The sequence below is a fragment of the Phenylobacterium aquaticum genome, from assembly GCF_947378715.1.
In the GTDB taxonomy this organism is placed as follows: domain Bacteria; phylum Pseudomonadota; class Alphaproteobacteria; order Caulobacterales; family Caulobacteraceae; genus Phenylobacterium; species Phenylobacterium aquaticum_A.
The window spans coordinates 25,089-43,877 of the sequence record NZ_CANCLE010000008.1 but is presented as its reverse complement, the minus strand read 5'-3'; the positions used below and the strand labels follow the sequence as shown (position 1 = coordinate 43,877).

General features: G+C 69.0%; 17 protein-coding genes and 1 tRNA gene. 4 read left to right on the top strand and 14 right to left on the bottom strand.

What is annotated here, in order from left to right; all coding sequences use genetic code 11:
- Positions 1-2: 2 nt before the first annotated feature.
- The 4 genes from Q7P21_RS02570 to Q7P21_RS02555 form a co-directional block, all read right to left on the bottom strand.
- A complete protein-coding gene (locus Q7P21_RS02570) occupies positions 3-203 on the bottom strand; it encodes a Trm112 family protein (RefSeq protein WP_304169321.1) in 201 nt (66 codons plus the stop codon).
- Positions 204-212: 9 nt separating this feature from the next.
- Positions 213-872 carry an LON peptidase substrate-binding domain-containing protein gene (locus Q7P21_RS02565; protein ID WP_304169319.1) on the bottom strand — a complete coding sequence of 220 codons (660 nt, stop codon included), beginning with the start codon at positions 870-872 and terminating at the stop codon, positions 213-215.
- Positions 873-883: 11 nt separating this feature from the next.
- The gene (locus Q7P21_RS02560; RefSeq protein ID WP_304169316.1) at positions 884-1,780 is read right to left on the bottom strand and encodes a co-chaperone YbbN; all 897 of its coding nucleotides are present in this window, start codon (positions 1,778-1,780) and stop codon (positions 884-886) included.
- Between the two features lie 75 nt (positions 1,781-1,855).
- Positions 1,856-2,377, bottom strand: a complete 522-nt coding sequence (locus tag Q7P21_RS02555; protein ID WP_304169312.1) for a prolyl-tRNA synthetase associated domain-containing protein — start codon at positions 2,375-2,377, stop codon at positions 1,856-1,858.
- Between the two features lie 83 nt (positions 2,378-2,460).
- On the opposite strand from Q7P21_RS02555, the gene Q7P21_RS02550 reads away from it, so the two are divergent.
- The 4 genes from Q7P21_RS02550 (at position 2,461) to Q7P21_RS02535 (ending at position 7,249) form a co-directional block, all read left to right on the top strand.
- Positions 2,461-3,204, top strand: a complete 744-nt coding sequence (locus Q7P21_RS02550) for a DUF6065 family protein (RefSeq protein WP_304169309.1) — start codon at positions 2,461-2,463, stop codon at positions 3,202-3,204.
- 108 nt (positions 3,205-3,312) lie between these two features.
- Positions 3,313-3,387: transfer RNA gene (locus Q7P21_RS02545), tRNA-Gly, on the top strand.
- A gap of 215 nt (positions 3,388-3,602) precedes the next feature.
- Positions 3,603-5,501, top strand: a complete 1,899-nt coding sequence (locus tag Q7P21_RS02540) for a PAS domain-containing sensor histidine kinase (RefSeq protein WP_304175595.1) — start codon at positions 3,603-3,605, stop codon at positions 5,499-5,501.
- A gap of 32 nt (positions 5,502-5,533) precedes the next feature.
- Positions 5,534-7,249: a hypothetical protein gene (locus Q7P21_RS02535; protein WP_304169303.1), complete on the top strand. Its 1,716-nt coding sequence runs from the start codon at positions 5,534-5,536 to the stop codon at positions 7,247-7,249.
- A 37-nt stretch (positions 7,250-7,286) separates the two neighbouring features.
- Here the strand turns inward: Q7P21_RS02535 and Q7P21_RS02530 are convergent, their stop codons facing one another.
- Genes Q7P21_RS02530 through Q7P21_RS02485 form a run of 10 tightly spaced genes read right to left on the bottom strand, consistent with a single transcriptional unit; the run spans position 7,287 to position 18,562 of the window.
- On the bottom strand, positions 7,287-8,384 hold the full coding sequence (locus Q7P21_RS02530; RefSeq protein ID WP_304169301.1) for a chemotaxis response regulator protein-glutamate methylesterase: 1,098 nt from the start codon (positions 8,382-8,384) through the stop codon (positions 7,287-7,289).
- A 4-nt stretch (positions 8,385-8,388) separates the two neighbouring features.
- Entirely contained in the window at positions 8,389-9,234 is an 846-nt protein-coding gene (locus tag Q7P21_RS02525; RefSeq protein WP_304175593.1) for a protein-glutamate O-methyltransferase CheR, read from the bottom strand.
- 11 nt (positions 9,235-9,245) lie between these two features.
- On the bottom strand, positions 9,246-9,728 hold the full coding sequence (locus tag Q7P21_RS02520; RefSeq protein WP_304169295.1) for a chemotaxis protein CheW: 483 nt from the start codon (positions 9,726-9,728) through the stop codon (positions 9,246-9,248).
- On the bottom strand, positions 9,728-11,431 hold the full coding sequence (locus Q7P21_RS02515) for a methyl-accepting chemotaxis protein (protein WP_304175590.1): 1,704 nt from the start codon (positions 11,429-11,431) through the stop codon (positions 9,728-9,730). The genes Q7P21_RS02520 and Q7P21_RS02515 overlap by 1 nt, the downstream gene beginning before the upstream one ends.
- Before the next feature lie 33 nt (positions 11,432-11,464).
- Positions 11,465-13,519, bottom strand: coding sequence for a methyl-accepting chemotaxis protein (locus Q7P21_RS02510; protein ID WP_304175588.1), 2,055 nt, complete (start codon positions 13,517-13,519; stop codon positions 11,465-11,467).
- A 39-nt stretch (positions 13,520-13,558) separates the two neighbouring features.
- Positions 13,559-15,385 carry a methyl-accepting chemotaxis protein gene (locus Q7P21_RS02505; protein ID WP_304175586.1) on the bottom strand — a complete coding sequence of 609 codons (1,827 nt, stop codon included), beginning with the start codon at positions 15,383-15,385 and terminating at the stop codon, positions 13,559-13,561.
- A gap of 15 nt (positions 15,386-15,400) precedes the next feature.
- Positions 15,401-15,895, bottom strand: coding sequence for a chemotaxis protein CheW (locus tag Q7P21_RS02500; protein ID WP_304169287.1), 495 nt, complete (start codon positions 15,893-15,895; stop codon positions 15,401-15,403).
- 14 nt (positions 15,896-15,909) lie between these two features.
- Positions 15,910-17,895, bottom strand: coding sequence for a chemotaxis protein CheA (locus Q7P21_RS02495; protein WP_304175584.1), 1,986 nt, complete (start codon positions 17,893-17,895; stop codon positions 15,910-15,912).
- Complete coding sequence (locus Q7P21_RS02490; RefSeq protein ID WP_304163840.1) at positions 17,892-18,257, bottom strand: response regulator; 366 nt, start codon at positions 18,255-18,257, stop codon at positions 17,892-17,894. The genes Q7P21_RS02495 and Q7P21_RS02490 overlap by 4 nt, the downstream gene beginning before the upstream one ends.
- Positions 18,257-18,562 (bottom strand): STAS domain-containing protein, encoded by a 306-nt coding sequence (locus Q7P21_RS02485; RefSeq protein ID WP_304163841.1) that lies wholly within the window; start codon positions 18,560-18,562, stop codon positions 18,257-18,259. The genes Q7P21_RS02490 and Q7P21_RS02485 overlap by 1 nt, the downstream gene beginning before the upstream one ends.
- Between the last annotated feature and the right edge of the window lie 227 nt (positions 18,563-18,789).

Below are 18,789 nucleotides of genomic sequence, written 5' to 3'. Positions count from 1 at the left end.
CCTCACCCCTCCAGCGGCCGCGCCTCTTCCGGCAGCATGATCGGCACGCCGTCGCGGATGGGATAGGCGAGCTTGGCCTGGCGGCTGATCAGCTCGCCGGCCTTGCGGTCATAGTCCAGCGGCCCGTGGGTCAGGGGACAGACCAGGATCTCCAGCAGTCGGGGATCGATCTCGGCGGTCAGGGCGGGCAGGTCGGCGGTCATGGGCCACCCCTACTGCATGCTGTGGGGTTCGTCACCGTCGTCCTCGAGCGCGTCGATCTCGAGCAGGGTGGTGAGCGCCTCGCAGCGCGCCTCCAGGGTCGGCGCCTCCAGCAGGGCCTGTTTCTCCACCGTGGCGAAGGGCAGACCCATGGACAGGCTGGTGACCAGGCTTTCCAGGGGCGCGCTCTCGGCGGTTTCCCAGTCGATGTCGAGCTCGCGGCGGTTGAGATAGGTCTTCAGCGCCCGGGCGAAGCGCTTGCGGTCGAAGGCCCCGAGATCGTCGCCGCCGTCCTCCAGATCCTCGGCGAAGGCCGTGAAGGCGGCGCGGACCTGGCGATAGGGCAGGCGCGACGACAGCTCCTCGCCCACCGCGAAGCGGCAGACGCCGGTGAGCGTGATCAGATAGGCGCCGTCCGAGGTCTCGTTGAAGCTGGTGATCCGGCCGGCGCAGCCGACGGCGCAGAGATTGGGCCGCTCGCGCTCGCCGCCGGCCCGGGTCTGGATCATGCCGATCATCCGGTCGCCGGCCATGACGTCGTCGACCATGTTCAGATAGCGCGGCTCAAAGATGCGCAGGGGCAGGTCGCCGCCCGGCAGCAGCAGGGCCCCGTCGAGCGGGAAGACCGGGATCACCTGGGGCAGGTCGCTGGCGCGCCGGTAACTGGTCATCTTGGGCGGTCTCAGGAGAACAGGATCGCCGACAGGCGGCGACGTCCCTGGCGCGCGATGTCGGAGGCCCCGCCGGCGGCCTCGAAGACCGTGAGCAGCTGCTTGCGCGCCGCATCCTCGTTCCAGGTCCGGTCCTTCTCGATGATGGTCAGCAGCTGGTCGACGGCCTCCTGCCAGCGGCCTACGGCGGCCAGGGCCTTGGAGATCTCGAAGCGGGCCTCGTGGTCCTCGGGATCAGCGGCCAGGCGGCGCTCGAATTCGGTGGTCTCGGCCGGGGCTTCCTCGGCAAGCGCCAGGGTGGCGCGCACGCTTTCCAGGTCCGGGTCCCGGGCGTCGGCCGGAGCCATGGCGGCGATCTCGGCCGCGCGCTCGGCGTCCCCGCCGGTCAGGTAGCACTTGGCCAGGCCGCCCAGGGCCTTCACATGGGTCGGGTCGCCCTGGAGAATCTGGGCATAGGCCTGGGCCGCGCCGCCGAGGTCCCCGAGCTCCAGGGATTCCTTGGCCATGGCCAGGAGTTCGTCGGTCTCATTGGCCGGCCCCTGGCCCGCCATGCGGTCGACGAACTGCTTCACCTGGCTGTCGGGCAGGGCGCCCATGAAGCCGTCCACCGGCCGGCCGTCCACGAAGGCGAACACCGCCGGGATCGACTGGACCCGAAGCTGGCCGGCATATTGTGGGTGCTTGTCGATATCGATCTTGACCAGCTTGACCTTGCCCTTGGCGGCCAGGACGGCCTTCTCGATGGCGGGGCCGAGCTGTTTGCAGGGGCCGCACCACGGCGCCCAGAAGTCGACGATCACCGGAGTGGTCTTGGAGGCCTCGATCACATCGGCCATGAATCCGGCGTCGCTGCCGTCCTTGATGAGGTCGGCGGCCGGTTTGGCCGAGGTTTCGCCGATCAGGGTCATGGTCGCTTTCCCGTGCCCGCCGCAGCGGGGCTCAAAACATCTTGGCGGCTAAAATGGGCGCTTTGGGGCCGGTCTTCAACGCGGGAAGACGTCCTCCACCACCGTCATGGCCGGAAAATCCACCACCAGGGGCGTGACGCCCACCCCGGCCAGGAACCGCCGGAAGCCGGCCTGGCTGACCGTGGTGGTGGCGGTGTTGACGAGCGGATGGAAATTCACCTGGGCGGCCTCCGCCAAGGCCCGGTCCAGCACGAAGGTCACGCGGTGATCGGGGTCGTTGGCGAGCGCGAAGGCGGTGACCGAGCCGGGCGTGACGCCCAGGACCTCGACCATCAGCTCGGCGGACCCGAAGGACAGCCGGGCCGAACCGATCACCGTGTGCAGCCGCTTCAGGTCGATGACCGTGTCGTCCTTGGCCGAGATCAGCCACAGCCGGCCCTTGGCGTCCTTGAGGAACAGGTTCTTGCTGTGGGCGCCTGGGAGGGCGTGCTTGACCTCCTCGCCCTCCCCTACCCGGAATACGGCCTCATGCTCGGTGGTCAGATGATCGACGCCGTGGGCGTCAAGGAGGGCGATCAGGTCGGCGCGGCTCAGCATGCCGATCTCTTAGCGGAACTGGACGTGACCGCGCCACGGTCGCTACAGCTTGACGTCATATCTGTTCGAGGAAGGAGCCTTCCATGGAGCTTGAGTGCTACCCCACCGCCGAGCGGCCGCCGGAGATCGTGCCGGGCCGCCCGCAACGGGCCTGGATGGACTCGTTCCATGACCGCCACGCCTATCGCTGCCTGCCGCTCTCCATGGCCAACACCACCGGCTGGGAGATCCTCAATCCGATCGCCTTCACCGCCGAATGGAACGGCGGCCTGATGCAGGAGGACATCAAGCTCACCCCCGACCGGCCCAATCCGGATTTCCACAATCTGGTGAAGTCGCACTTCAGCCATGGGGTGATGACCTTCCACGCCGGCTATCTGTTCCGCACCTCGCCGGGCTGGTCGATGATGGCCCAGGGCCCGCCCAACCACGTCAAGGACGGCATCCAGCCCCTGGCTGGCCTGGTCGAGACCGAATGGCTGCCCTTCCCCTTCACCATGAACTGGATCTTCACCCGGCCGGGCAAGGTGCGGTTCGAAAAGGGCGAGCCCTTCTGCTTCATCACCCTGGTCCAGGACCGGGTGCTGGACGACGTGCAGCCGGTGATCCGCTCCATGGCCTCCAACCCCGAGCTGCGTGAGCAGTACGGCCTGTGGGAAAAGCACCGCTCGGCCTTCAACAAGAAGATCTTCCAGGCCGACCCCGAGGCGGTGAAGACCGCCTGGCAGCGGTTCTACTTCAAGGGCGAGTTCCCGGAGGACTCCGCCGAGCCCCCGAAGGAGCATGTCAACAAGCGCCGGCTGAAGGCCCCCCGCTTCGGACGCTGAGCCCCGGCTCAGGAATCCGCGCCGGACCCGCTTGCAAAGACCCTGACCCTCTGCCATAAGCCCGCTTCTCGAATTTCGGGGCGGGCCAGCTGGTCAGCTCCATGGAGTGCGGGCGTAGCTCAGTGGTAGAGCACAACCTTGCCAAGGTTGGGGTCGAGAGTTCGAATCTCTTCGCCCGCTCCAATTAAGTCGAGACCAGCAGCGCGGCCCCCCAGGGGCCGCGTTTTGCGTTTGTGGGCCCGGGTTTGGCCGCTGGTGACTCTTTTCCGGGCGCCTTAACCCCGCTTTCAACCCTAATTGGGCATGGTCCCGCTTCGCGCGCAGAACCGCGACGCCGAGGACCCCGATTGCCGACCCGCCCGCCAGAGAGCCAAGACGACATCGCCTGGGACGGGGATATGCTCCGGGCGATGGCCGAGGCGAGCCAGGACTGCATCTGGGTGCTGAACCCCGGCGGCGAGGTCCGCTACATGAACCCGCGCGCCCAGGCCCTGCTCGGCCGGATTGGCGAAGCGCCCCAGCCCGCCCTGCGCGCCCTGTGGCCAGAGGAAAGCCGGTTCAGCCTGGACCGCGCCCTGGCGGCCGCCGGCTCCGGCCAGGTCTTCAAGTTCCGCGCCTTCTTCCGGGGCGGCGAACAGGCCGGCGCCTATTGGGAGACGGTGATCTCGCCGATCCGTCCGCGTGACGGCGTGCCCAGTCACATGCTGGCGGTGGGCCGCGACGTCACCGCCGAGGTCGAGACCCACGCCTTCCTCGACACCGTGATCCAGCTCCTGCCCTCGCCGCTCACCGTCAAGAATGTCGCCGACCGGCGCTTCGTCCTGGTCAACCGCGCGGCGGAGGATGTGTTCGGCCTGCCCGCCGAGGATCTGCTGGGCCGCACCGGGGCCGAGGCCTTCGGCGCCGGCGGGTTCGATCCGCGCTTCCGCGAGGTCGAGGACCGAGTGCTGAGCGCCGGCGAGATGGCCCGGATGGACCATTCGACCGCCGACCCGCTCAATCCCCGCCATTTCGCGATCAAGGTGCTGGCCACCCATGACGACCAGGGCGCCCGCCACCTGATCACCCTGGCCGACGACGTCACCGAGCGACGGGCGACGGCGGAATCGCTGGGCGCGGCCCTGAAGGCGGCCGAGCAGGCCAGCGAGGCCAAGAGCGCCTTCCTGGCCAATATGAGCCACGAGATCCGCACCCCCCTGAACGGCATCATCGCCGGGGCCGACATGCTGGCGCGCGACGCCCTGTCGGAGCGGTCCCACGCCCTGGTGTCGATGATCCGCGCCTCCAGCGAGACCCTGGAGCGGCTGTTGTCCGACATCCTGGACCTGGCGCGCGCCGAGTCCGGTCGTATTGAGGTCGAGGCGGAACCCTTCCACGCCGGCGAGGCGGTGCGGTCCACCGCCGCCCTGTTCCGACTGTCGGCCGAGGCCAAGGGGCTGAGCCTGGAGCTCGACCTGGCCGAGGCGCTGGACGCCCCGGTGGTCGGCGACATGGGCCGGCTGCGCCAGGTGCTGAGCAATCTGTTGAGCAATGCGGTGAAATTCACCCAGGCCGGCCGCATCGTGCTGGCAGCCGAACGGACGGCGGACGGCCGGGCGCGGTTCACGGTGCGCGACACCGGGGTGGGCTTCGATCCGGCCGCCAAGACCCGGCTGTTCGGACGCTTCCAGCAGGCCGACGACACCTTCACCCGCCAGTTCGGCGGGGCCGGCCTGGGCCTGGCCATTTCCCGCGAGCTGGTCGAGCTGATGGGTGGCGCGCTGGACGCCGAGAGCCAGCCCGGCCAAGGCGCCTGCTTCTGGTTCGAGATTCCGCTGCCGGCCGGCGCCCTGGACCTGCCCGCCGCCGAGGCCGAGCCGGAGCTCGAGGTCGAGACCGGCCTGCGCGTGCTGCTGGCCGACGACCATCCGACCAACCGCCAGGTGGTGGGGCTGATGCTGGGCGCGGTGGCCGAGATCACCGCCGTGGAAGACGGCGCTCAGGCCGTCGAGGCCTTTCGCCGCAGCGCCTTCGACCTGGTGCTGATGGACATGCAGATGCCGGTCATGGACGGGCTGACAGCGGTGGCCGAGCTGCGCAGGTTGGAAGCCCAGAGCGGCGCCGCGCGCACGCCGATCATCATGTTGACCGCCAACACATTGCCCGAACACCAGGCGGCGAGCGCGGCGGCCGGCGCCGACCTGCATCTGGGCAAGCCCGTGACCACCCAGGCCCTGTTTGGAGCCATGGAGGCGGCCCTGGCCGATCCGGCCGCGAAAGACGAGGCTGTTTACGCGAACTTCGGACCTGTCGCGTAAGAGTGGAAATCCATAGGAAGCTTGGCGTCTCAATGAGTTATGGAACTTCCCTGGCCCTGGCCCATGTCAGCGCGGCCTCGCCGGTCACCGGTCGCCTGGAGGCGGCGCGGCGGGTCGTCGAAGGCCGATTCCTGGAGGCCGGCGAGGTGCTGGCCCAGGCCGTGGACGGGGTCGGCAAGCTGATCAGCTCGCTCGACAACCTGACCAAGACCCTCGATCCGGCGACGGTGGAGGCCACGGCGGCGGAGCTGAAGACCGCGGCCGCCAGCCTGCTGACCCTGCCCGAACGCCATTCCGGCCGTCGCGACGTGGTCGCGCGCCTGGCCCGCCGAGGCGACGACCTGGCCGGCTGCATTGAGGACATGAAGCGCAACCTGGCCTATCTCCGGGTCTTCGCGATCAATATCAAGATCACCGCCGGCGGCGTCGCCGCAGCCGGGACCGAGTTCGGCCTGTTCGCCCAGGAGATCTGCGACTGCATCGAGCTGGGCCGCACCCAGCTGGCGACCTTCGACCGGGACCTGCGGACCCTGAGCGGCGAGCTGAAGACCGCCTTCTCCCATGAGCAGGGCCTGGCCGAGCGCTGCAACAGCCTGCTGCCGAAAGTGCCGGACGGCCTGGCCAGCAGCGCCGAGGCCCTGACCGCCCACCACGTCCAGGTCTCCCGCGCCGCCGCCGAGGTAGGGGCGCTGGCCCGCGCCGTGCACAAGAAGGTCGGCGCGGCGCTGGCCGCCCTGCAGATCGGCGACATCACCCGCCAACGCATCGAGCATGTGCAGCAAGGCCTGGAGGCCCTGGACGAGGTCACCGGCCTGGCGCCTGAACCCAGGGCGCGGCTGGAAGCCTTCATCCATGGCCTGATGGCCGCGCAGCTGCGGGCGGCGGGCGCCGACTTCCACCGCGACGTGGCCCGGATCGGGACCAGCATGTCGGGCATGGCGGCCGACGCCAGCGAGATCCTGCGCCTGCGCGACCTGGCCTTTGGCCGGGCCGACAATGGGACCGGGGGCTTCCTCGGACAGTTGGAGACCCATGTCGCCCAGGCCGTGGACCTGGTCGGCGAGGTCGAGCGCGCCGACACGGCGGCCGGTCAGACCGGGGCGGCCGCGGCTGCGGCGGTGGGCGACCTGTCCGCCCAGATCGCCGGCCTGCAGGCGATCAAGACCGATGTCCAGCAGATGGCGCTGAACACCACATTGAAGTGCAGCCGGATCGGCGAGACCGGCAAGCCGCTGGCCGTCATCGCCGTGGAGCTGCGCACCCAGGCCGGACATCTGGAGATCACCGCCCATCAGGCGCTCGCTGCTCTGCAAGGCCTGGCCGCTGACGCGGGCGGTCTGGGCGACGGCACGGGCGTGGAAACCGGGGCTGGCCAGGCGCTGTCCGACGCCGCCGCACGCCTGCGCGGCGCCAACAAATCGGTGGAAGCCGACCTGATCAGCCTGGCGCGCCAGGGCGAGACCGTGGTCGAGGCCCTGCGCCGCGCCGCCACCCGCCTGGATTTCCAGCGCGAGATCGGCGCGACCTTGGACGAGGCCGCCGATGTCCTGGACGACATGGCCGGGGACGAGACCCCCTGGACCGACGACCTGATCGAGGTGCTGGGCCCGCTGCTGGCCCGCATCGCCAAGACCTACACCATGGCCCAGGAACGCGAGACCCAGCGCCAGGCGACCCAACATCTGGACCTGGACGCGGTCATCGAAGCCCCGGCGAAAGCCCAGGCCGACGACGACATGCTGTTCTGAGGCGTCCCTCCTCCGGTTGGGGAGAAGGTGATGCCGCCTACCGCGCGGCGGCCCGGAGCATTTCCTGGGCGATGTGGTTGAGCGGCACGATGCGGTCGACGCAGCCCCGGGCGATGGCTTCCTTGGGCATGCCGAACACCACCGAGGTGGCCTCGTCCTGGGCGATGGTCCGGGCGCCGGCGGTCTTCATCTCCTCCAGGCCCCGGGCGCCGTCGTCGCCCATGCCGGTCATGATCACGCCGACGGCGTTGGAGCCGGCCGAGCGGGCGGCGGAGCGGAACAGGACATCGACCGAGGGCCGGTGGCGCGAGACCAGCGGGCCTTCCTTGACCGACACCCGATAGTTGGCGCCCGAGCGCTCGATCATGGTGTGCAGGTTGCCCGGCGCGATCAGCACCCGGCCGCGCAGCACTGCGTCGCCATCAGCGGCCTCCTTCACGTCCACCTCGCACAGGGTGTTGAGCCGGTTGGCGAAGGAGGCGGTGAACTTCTCGGGCATGTGCTGGACGATGACGATGCCGGGAGCGTCGGCCGGCAGGGACTCCAGCACCTCGCGCAGGGACTCGGTCCCGCCGGTCGAGGCGCCGATGCAGATGATGCTCTCGGTGGTGCGCGCCATGGCCCGGCCGGAGGGCGGGGCCAGCATGGCGTCGGCGGTGAGCTTCTTCTCCGGCTCGCGGTTGCGCACGAAGGTCGGCGCTGGTCCTTCACGGCGACCGCGCACCCGGGCCCGGGCGGCGCCCTTCACCGCATCGCAGATGCGGATGCGCGATTCCGCCAGATGCTCGGCCACCCCCATCTTCGGCTTGAGGATCACGTCGACCGCCCCGGCCTCCAGCGCCTGGATCAGGGTCTCCGACCCGGCCTCGATCAGCGAGGAGCACATGACCACCGGGATCGGGTGCTGGCTCATCAGCTTGCGCAGGAAGGTGATGCCGTCCATGCGCGGCATCTCGACGTCGAGGGTGATGACGTCGGGGATCTCGTCGCGGATTCGCTGGGCGGCGACATAGGGGTCGGAGGCGACGCCCAGGACCTCGATCTCGGGATCGGCGCTGAGCACCGCCGCCAGGGTCTGGCGCACGGTGGCGGAGTCGTCGACGATCAGGACACGGATCTTGCGGGGGGCGGTCATGGGCCTATCGGCGCTGGAAGACGGTGTTGGCGATCTGGTCCACCGGCAGGTCGATCCCGACGATGGATTCGGAGTGGCCGAGGAACAGATATCCCCCCGGCCGCAAATGGTTGCAGAGCTGGCTGAGCACCTTCGACTGGGTCGGCTTGTCGAAATAGATCAGGATGTTGCGGCAGAAGATCAGGTCCATGTCGGCCTCGACCGGATAGGTCTGGTCCATCAGGTTCAGCCGCGCGAAACTGAGCTTGGCGCGCAGTTCCGGCACAATGCGGACCAGGCCGCGATCCGCCGCCTTGGCGCGCATCACATAGCGGCGGCGCAGCTCCATCTCGACCGGCTCGATCATCTGTTCGGGGAACACGCCCGAGATCGCCTGGGCCAGGACCTGGGTGCAGAGATCGGTGCACAGGATCGAATAGTCCTGGCGGCTGCGCTTGCGGTTCTCCTCCAGCACCATGGCCAGGGTATAGGGCTCGGCGCCCATGGAGCAGGCGGCGCTCCAGGCCTTGATGGCGCGACGGCCACTGGCGGCCAGGGCCGGCAGGGCTTCGGTCTGCAGGAAGCGGAAATGGGCCGGTTCGCGGAAGAACTCGGTCTTGTTGGTGGTCACCGCGTCGATCAGATGAATGATCTCGGTGGCCAGGCCGTCGCCCTCGAACAGATAGCTGCAATAGTCGTTGAGGTTGTCGATGTGGACGATGCGCATCCGCCGGCGCAGGCGACCTTCCAGCATGGTGCGCTTGTTGGACGGCATCTTGATGCCGCTATAGCTTTGGATCAGCTCGGCCAGCCGCGTGAAATTGCGCGGGCTCAGCTGGTCGACGCTGGGCCGCGTCTGGAGGGCTTCCATCGACATCGGCCTCAGGCCGCGCGGTCGACAGGCAGGGCGGCGGCTTCCTGGCTGGTCAGCAGCTTGGCGAGATCGAAGACCACCACGAAGCCCGAGTCGCGGCGCACGACGCCGCGCATATAGTCCGAGCGCCAGGGCACCCCGATGTCGGGGGCGGCCTCGACCTGGTCGGCGGTGAAGGCCACCACCTCGATCACCCGGTCGGCGACCAGGCCCAGCGACAGCTGGCGGCCCTCGACCGGCACGTCCAGCACCAGGATGCGGGTGCTGAGCGTCGGTGCGGCGGCGGCCAGGCCGAGCTTGAGCCGCAGGTCCAGGGTGGGCGTCGCCCGGCCACGGACATCGGTCAGGCCCAGCAGATAGACCGGTCCCTCAGGCAGGGCCGAGGGCGGCTGGTAGTCGAGGATCTCGCGGACATATTCCACCGGCACCGCGAACACCTCGGCCCCCAGGCCCAGGGTGACGAATTGGGCTTCCCCCGAAGCGTGGGTCATCAGGCGTACTCACGGAAATCGGCGTCATCGGCGTCAGGACCACCCTGGGCCAGGTCCAGGGCGAACCCCTGGGCGCGGGCCTGCTGGGCGGCCACGGCCGTGCGCGGGGCGGACTTGGGCTTGGGCCGGGCGGGCGCGGCTGCGGCGACCGGGCGGGCGGCGGCGGGCGGACGACGGCGGGCCGGGGCGGGGCGGCGGGCGGCGGCGCCAGGCGCCTCGGTGCGGAAGTAGGAGATCGAGGCCTGCAGCTCCTCGGCCTGGGCCGCCAGCTCCTCGGAGGTCGCCGACATCTGCTCGGAGGCGGAGGCGTTCTGCTGGGTGACCTTGTCGAGCTGCTGGATCGCCTCATTGATCTGAGACGCGCCAATGTCCTGCTCGCGGCAGGCGGCGCTGATCTCGGCCACCAGCTCGGCGGTCTTGCGGATATTGGGCACCAGCGCCGTGAGCATCTCGCCGGCGGATTGCGCGGCCTTGACCGTCTCGGACGACACGGCGCCGATCTCGGTGGCCGCCGTTTGGCTGCGTTCCGCCAGCTTGCGGACTTCCGAGGCCACGACCGCGAAGCCCTTGCCGTGCTCCCCGGCCCGGGCGGCTTCCACCGCCGCATTGAGGGCCAGCAGGTCGGTCTGGCGGGCGATCTCCTGCACGATGGTGATCTTCTCGGCGATGGTGCGCATCGCCTCCACCGCGCGATTGACCGCCTCGCCGCTGATCTCGGCGTCCTTGGCGGACTGCCGGGCGATCTTCTCGGTCTGGCTGGCGTTGTCGGCGTTCTGCTTGATGTTAGAGGCCATCTCTTCCATCGAGGCCGAGGCCTCCTCGGCGGCCGAGGCCTGTTCGGTGGCGCCCTGGCTCACCTGTTCCGAGGCCGAGGACAGTTCCTGGCTGCCCGAGGAGACATTGTCCGAGGCCGATCTCGCGTCGGAAACCACGCCGCGCAAGCGCTCGACCATGCCGTTCAGCAGGCCGAGGAGATCGCCGATCTCGTCGCGGGTGGTGACTTCTATGGTGCTGGTCAGGTCGCCTTCGGCGACGCTCTGCAGCGCCGCCCCCGCCACGGCGAGGCCCCGGCTGATGGTCAGCGACAGCCAGAACGCCGCCGCGACCGCCAGCAGGACCGCCACGACCGTCAAGGCGATGAAGGTCATCCGGGTGGTGGAGGCGGTCGCATCATATTGCTCATCGGCCGTCGCGACCTGCCGCTGGCTGAGATCCACGAGGTCTTCCGAGGTCTTGATGATCTGGTTGTTAATCTCGCGCTGTGGCCCGAGCATGATGGCGACCGCCTGCGGGGACTTGCCCTCCGAGACCAGGGCGCGGATTTCGGTGTCGAGGGGCAGGAACTGGTTCCAGTTGTCCTGCAGCGCCTCCCATTTCGGACGCCCCTCGGGCGTGGCGATCTGGATGGCCGCGGCCAGGGTGTCGCCGAAAGCCTTCTTCTGTTCCTCGAGCTTGGCGATCTCCGCCCGATGCGCCTCAGGATCGCTCGAGAGCACGAGGTTCTTTTCGCTCCGGAGGATCTTCAGCAGGGAGACCTCCAGCGCCTCGGCCCGTTCGAGCCGGGCGACCGGTCCGGTGACGATGTCATCCTCGCCATCGCCCATCTTGTAGACCTGGAAGATGCCGAAGCCGGCCACGCCGACCAGGAGCGTGAGCAGAAGCCCGAAGGCCACGATGAGTTTGAGCTTGATGGTCAGGCGCATGATTCAGTCTCTCGATCTTCCGGCGGGGCGGCGTCAGTAGTCGGTGAATTCGTCGTCGGCGGGGTCAGCCCCGCCCTGGGACAGATCCAGGGCGAAGCCCTGGGCCAGGGCCTGCTGGGCGGCGATCGGGCCGCGCCCAACCGCGCGGGGCGCGGGACGGGCGCTGACCGACCGGACATCGGCCGACCGGATGGGGGGCTTGGCCTTTGACCGAGCCGCCGGCGCGCGGCGGCCCTGGGCGGTCTGGGTCACGGTCTTGAAGTAGGAGATCGAGGCCTGCAGCTCCTCGGCCTGGGCCGCCAGCTCCTCGGAGGTCGCCGACATCTGCTCGGAGGCCGAGGCGTTCTGTTGCGTCACCTTGTCGAGTTGCTGGATCGCCTCATTGATCTGGCTGGCGCCGATGTCCTGTTCGCGGCAGGCGGCCGAGATCTCGGCCACCAGCTCGGCGGTCTTGCGGATATTGGGCACCAGGCTGGTCAGCATCTCGCCGGCGGATTGCGCGGCCTTCACCGTCTCGCTGGAGACCGCGCCGATCTCGGTGGCGGCGGTCTGGCTGCGTTCCGCCAGCTTGCGGACTTCCGAAGCCACGACCGCAAAGCCCTTGCCGTGCTCCCCGGCCCGGGCGGCCTCAACGGCCGCGTTCAGCGCCAGCAGGTCGGTCTGGCGGGCGATCTCCTGCACGATGGTGATCTTCTCGGCGATGGTGCGCATGGCCTCCACCGCCCGGGTCACCGCCTCGCCCGACACTTCCGCGTCCCGGGAGGACTGGCGGGCGATCTTCTCGGTCTGGCTGGCGTTGTCGGCGTTCTGTTTGATATTGGCGGCCATCTGCTCCATCGAGGCCGAGGCCTCCTCGGCGGCGGAGGCCTGTTCGGTGGCGCCCTGGCTCACCTGCTCGGAGGCCGCCGACAGCTCCTGGCTGCCGGCCGAGACGTTCTCGGAGGCCGAGATGGCGTCGGCGACCACGCCGCTCAGCCGGTCGACCATGCGCTCCAGGGCCAGGCCCAGGGTGTCCCTGTCCGACAGCGGCTTGGGCTGGACGGTCAGGTCGCCATCGGCCACCGCATCGGCCAGGGCGGCCGTGGTCCGCAGGTTCTTGACCATCCGCTCCAGGGCCAGGCCCAGGGTGTCCTTGTCCGACAGCGGCTTGGGCTCCACGGAGAGGTCCCCCACCGAAATGGTGTCGGCCACGGCGACGGCGGCGCGCAGATTGGCGACCATCCGCTCCAGGGCGATGCCCAGGGTGTCCTTGTCCGACAGCAGCTTGGGCTGCACCGTGAGGTCGCCGACCGAGATGGTGTCGGCCACCTGGGCCGTGGCCCGCAGGTTGGCGGTCATGACATTGACGGTGTCGATGACGTCCTTGATCTCGTCATTGGCGGTGGTGGTGACGGTGCTGGAGAGGTCGCCGATCGACACGGCCTCGGCCATCATGGCGATCTTGCGCAGGCCGCGGCTGACGGTCAGGGACAGCCAGATCGCCAGGCCGATGGCGGCGAGCAGCGACGCGATGGCGACCGAGATCATGACCAGGCGGGTATTGGCGTAGGCCACGTCCGTGCGGTCGTTGGTGTCGTCGAGCTCTTTTTGCTCCAGCGCCTCCAGGTCCTTCACCGCCAGGGCGGCCTCGGCGGCGTGACGGCGGCCCTCGCCCGAGGACAGCGCTGCGGCCTCGGCCCGGCGCCCGGCGTTCATCGCCGAATTGACCTTGTCGTTGACATCGGTGAGCCCGGCCCAGGCCTGGTGCACCGCATCCCACTTGGCCAGGCTCTCGGGCGTGGCGATCTTGCGGGCCTTGTCATAGTCGGCGTTGAAGGCGTCCCGCTCCTGGGCGGCGCTGCGCTCCATCTCGTCGCGCTGCTCGCCGGAGGCGTCGAGGATGACGTCCTTCTCGGCGTTGGCGACATTGACCAGATGGATGTGCAGTTGCTGGGCGAGGCGGATGCGCGCCACCGGCCCGCCCACCGCCTCGTCGAACTCGGCGTTCGACTTGGCGGCGCTGGCCAGCCCAAAGACCGTGGTGACGGCCAGCAGCGCGATGATCGCGCCGAAAGCCAGTCCCAACTTAAGTTTGATCGTGAAGCGCATGGCTCAGTCTCACAGTCTTCGGACGGGGGGCGGACGGGGTCAGTAGTCGGTGAAGTCGTCGTCCGCCGGGTCCGCGCCGCCCTGGGCCATGTCCAGGGCGAAGCCCTGGGCAAGGGCCTGCTGGGCGGCGACCGGGCCACGGGTGGGACGGCGGGCGGGGATGGAACGCGCGGGCGGCGCCCGGCCGGCGGCGGCCTTGGGCTTGGCCTTGGGGGCGAGGACCGTGGGCGCCGCGCGGCGGGCGCCGGCGGATTCGATCCGGAAGTAGGAGATCGAAGCCTGCAACTCCTCGGCCTGGGCGGCCAGTTCCTCGGAGGTCGCCGACATTTCCTCGGAGGCCGAGGCGTTCTGTTGCGTCACCTTGTCGAGTTGCTGGATGGCCTCATTGATCTGAGACGCGCCAATGTCCTGCTCACGGCAGGCGGCGCTGATCTCCGAGACCAGTTCGGCGGTCTTGCGGATATTGGGCACCAGCGCGGTCAGCATCTCGCCGGCCGACTGCGCCGCCTTGACGGTCTCGGTCGACACGGCGCCGATCTCGGTGGCCGCCGTTTGGCTGCGTTCCGCCAGCTTGCGGACTTCCGAAGCCACGACCGCAAAGCCCTTGCCGTGCTCCCCGGCCCGGGCGGCTTCCACCGCCGCATTGAGAGCCAGCAGGTCGGTCTGACGGGCGATTTCCTGCACGATGGTGATCTTCTCGGCGATGGTGCGCATGGCCTCCACCGCGCGGGTCACCGCCTCGCCGCTGATCTCGGCGTCCTTGGAGGACTGGCGGGCGATCTTCTCGGTCTGGCTGGCGTTGTCGGCGTTCTGCTTGATGTTGGAGGCCATCTCCTCCATGGCCGCGGAGGCTTCCTCGGCCGCCGAGGCCTGCTCGGTGGCCCCTTGGCTGACCTGTTCCGAGGCCGAGGACAGCTGCTGGCTGCCGGAGGAGACATTCTCCGACGCGGAGATGGCGTCGGCGACGACGCCACGCAGGCGATCGACCATGCGCTCCAGGGCCATGCCCAGGGTGTCCTTGTCGGACAACGGCTTGGGCTGGACCGTCAGGTCGCCATCGGCGACCGCGTCGGCCAGGGCGGCGGTCTTCCGCAGGTTGCCGGTCATCACATTGACCGAGTCGATGACGTCCTTGATCTCGTCATTGGCCGTGGCCTGGACCTGCTGGTCCAGGTCGCCGATCGCGACCGCGGCGGTGATGTCGCGGATCTTGGCCAGGCCCCTGCTGATGGTCAGCGAGATCCAGAAGGCCGTGGCGATCGAGATCACCAGGATCAGGACGGTGGCGATGATCAGCAGGTTCCGCGCGGCGGCGTATTGGTCATCGGTGTCGCTATTGACCTTCTCGACGGCCTTGTTCGCCATCTGGCGGATGTTGTTGATCGCCAGGTCCAGCTTGGCCCGCGACGCCTTGGCCTTGACCATGGTCAGCTGGGCGGCTTCCGCATTGCTCTGCGGGGTGTTGATCTTCGCGAGCCGGCGGATGTCGTCCTGGTTGGCGATGTAGTTCGGCCATTCGCCGCGGAAGTTGTTCACCTCCGTCTGCATGTCGGGGCTGGCGACCTTTTCGACGGCCTGCAGATCGCCGACGATCTGCTGGCGGACATCGATGATCTGGGCGTCATAGGCCTCGATCCCGGCGGGGTCGGTGTTGAGGATGATGTTCTTTTCGGTCCGGACCAGCTGGTTCAGATCGTCCGACAGCTCATTGGCGGTCCTGGCCTGGGCGACCGGGCCATTCATCAGGTCGGTGATGGCGGTGTTCAGGGACGACAGATTGTAGATCCCGAGGACGGCCATGACGGAGGCCATCAGGACCACGAGGCCGAAGGCCAGGCCGAGCTTGAGTTTGATCGTGAAGCGCATCGGAGGTTCCTGAGCTCAGGCGGCGGAAAGTTGGATGACGGCGCCCGTGGCGCCGCCCTTGGTGGCGAAGATCTGGTCGAGGTCTGGGACGACGATGAGGTCGCCGTCGCGCCGAGCGAGACAGCGAATGAAATCGGACCGCCAGCGCAGGCCGACGCGCGGGGCGTCCTCGGTCTCGGCGACCTCCAGCGAGGTGACCTCATGGACCTTGTCGGCGCGCAGGCCGACCAGGGTCGGAGCGCCGTCGAGGTCGTACTCGATGACCACGATGCGGCTGTCGATGGTGGGGGCGCTGCGCTCCAGCCCGAAGGCCAGGCGCAGGTCGGCCAGCGGGATCACCCGGCCCCGGAAGTTGATCACCGCGCTGACGAAGGGCGCGGCGCCCGGGACATTGGTCTCGGTGGTGAGGTCTAGGACCTCGCGCACCCAGCCGGCCTCCAGGGCGAAGGTCTCGCCATGCAGGTCGAAGGTCAGGACCTGGAGGGCGTCGGAGGTGTGGGATTCGCTCATGGGTCTGGCCTTTCTCAGCCGGCGGCGCGCAGCTGCGCGTCCTGGCGTTGACCGGCGGCGACGAGATGGGAGACGTCGAGGATCAGGGCGACGCCGCCGTCGCCCAGGATGGTCGCGCCGGAGAAGGTCTCCACATCGTCGTGGAAGGCCGACAGCGACTTGATGACCGTCTGGTGGTCGCCGAGGATCTGATCGACCACCAGGCCCACCCGCTCCTGGCCGGTGGCCACCACCACCACCTTCTGGTGCGGATCCGGGGCCAGGCCGGTGCGGAACAGCTCGCGCAGCCGGATGAAGGGCACCAGGCGGTCGCGCAGGGTGAGCAGGCTGCGGCCGGTGGAGCGCATGTCCTGCTCGACCGTGAGCTCGACGCATTCCTCGACGGCGGCCAGGGGAATGACGTAGCGAGCCGGACCCACCCGGACCAGCAGGCCGTCGATGATCGCCAGGGTGAGCGGGATGCGGAGCGAGATCTGCGAACCCTGGCCGGGCTCGCTCTTCATCTCGATCGCGCCGCGCAGGCCCTCGATGGTGCGCTTGACCACGTCCATGCCGACGCCGCGACCGGAGAGGTTGGTGATGGTCGCGGCCGTGGAGAAGCCGGGGTGGAAGATCAGCTGCAGCAGCTCGTTGTCGCTGAGCACGGCGCCCGGCGCGATCAGGCCATTGTCCTCGGCCTTGGCCCGGACCCGGGCGCGGTCGACGCCGCGGCCATCGTCGGTGATGGTGATGATCACCTCGGCGCCGGCCTGGCGGGCCGCCAGGGTGACGTGGCCGGTCGCCGGCTTGCCGGCCGCCATCCGCTCGTCGGGCGTCTCCAGCCCGTGGTCGGCGGCGTTGCGGATCAGGTGGACCAGAGGATCGGCCAGACGCTCGATCACGGTCTTGTCCAGCTCGGTGGCCTCGCCCTCGGTGGAGAGCGCGATGGTCTTGCCGGTGTCGCGGGCCAGGTCGTGGATCAGCCGGCGGAAGCGGCCGAACAGCTGGGCCACCGGCACCATGCGCACCACCATCATGGTGTCGCGCAGCTCCGACGCCAGGCGCTCGATTTCCTCGGCCACGGCGCGCAGCTGCGGCTCGTTGCTGCTCACCGCCACCTGCTTGAGGCGTGACTGGGCGATCACCAGCTCGCCGACCCGGTCCATCAGTTCGTCCAGCCGCTCGGCCGGGACCCGGACGGTGTCGCCGACCCGGGTGGTCTTGACCTCTGCGGCCTCGACGGCCTCGGGCGCCGCTTCCGGCGCCGGGGCGGCCTGCTCGCGGGTCACGGCGGCCAGCAGGGCCTCCGGCGGGGCGTCATGGTCCTGGGTCACCTGCGGCGCTGAGCCCAGGGCCTCGATCTCCAGGGTCATCTCGTCGATGACGAAGATGAACACGTCCTCGATGGCGGAGCGCGGATGGGCGGTGGTGAGGATCACCTCCCAGCCCAGCCAGCACTCGGTGGGGACCAGGGCCTCCAGCGGCGGGACCTGGTCGGTAAGGGCGGTGACCTTGCAGTCGCCGAGCTCGCGCAGCTCGTCCAGCAGGGGCAGCGGCCGGGTGCCGTTGGCCAGAGCGTCGGCGGGCAGGCTGAAGCGCACCTTCCAGGTCGCGGCGCCCGGAACGCACGCGGTCTCGACCGTGACGCCGGCGGCGGCGTCAACGGCCTTGCGCAGGCGGGCCAGCAGGGCCTCGCCCTCGGCGTCGGACGCGTCCGTCCCCTCGGCGAGCGCCCGCATGTGATCCTGGGCGGCCAGCACGGCGGCCACCAACTCCGGCGTGGCCGGGACCTCGCCCTTGCGCACCCGGTCAAAGGCGGTCTCGCAATGGTGGGTGAAGGCGGCGAGCGCATCGAACCCGAACATCGCGCCCGAGCCCTTCAGGGTGTGCAGGCCTCGGAACACCGCGTCGACCAGGTCGCGGTCGCCGGGCCGGTGGGCCATGTCCAGCAGACCCGTCTCGATCTGCTCGAGCAGGTCCTGGGCCTCCTGGCGGAAGGTGTCGATCGGATCGTCGCTCATGACGCCAAGACCTTCTTGACGATGCGCACCAGCTGCTCCGGATCGAAGGGCTTGGTCAGCCAGCCCGTCGCGCCGGCCGCCTTGGCCTGGGCCTTGATCTCGGCGTCGCTCTCCGTCGTCAGGAACAGGATCGGCACGCCCTGGTGGGCCGGCTTGGTGCGCAGCTGGCGGATCATGGTCAGCCCGTCCATCACCGGCATGTTGAGGTCGGTGATGATCAGGTCGAAGCGCCCGGCGTCGGCCTTGGCGATGCCCTGGGCGCCGTCACCGGCTTCGGCGACCTCATAGCCCTCGCCCGTCAGGGCGATCTTGATCGCCTGACGGATGCTCACCGAGTCGTCCACCGTGAGAATGGCCGCCATCACTGTTCTCCCGAAGTCATGAGCCAGAACTGGCGGCTCTCGGCCGCCTCGAGGAATCCGCCGCGGCGGAGGGTCTCCAGCAGCCCGCCGTCGGCCGGGCGCGACAGGGACAAGGCGCCCCCGCGCTCGGCGCTTGAGCGGCGCGCCGCCTCCATGAGTTGCACGAAGGTCAGGTCCGTCGTGGCGTCGAGCGGCACAGTGACGACGACCGGCGCATCAGATTTCAACGCCTCGCGCAGCTGGGCGTGGACCTCGGTGATCGCGCGGATATTCAGTTCCGTCGGCAGTTCGACAGAACAGGACATCGCCTGTTTTGATTTCGCTCGGGGCTTCAACGTCTTCACCGCACACTGTTTTCGCAAGTGGATACTTGGATACAATCCCAGCGCGAGGCGTTTAAATTAGAGTAAACGCTTTCCTGACGCCCCGAGACGTCGTTCACACCTTATATATGACGCCGATATCGCCGCTATTGGGCCTGGGCGTTACATGCCGCATCGCACAATCATCCCGCGAATTCAGCCATACCTGC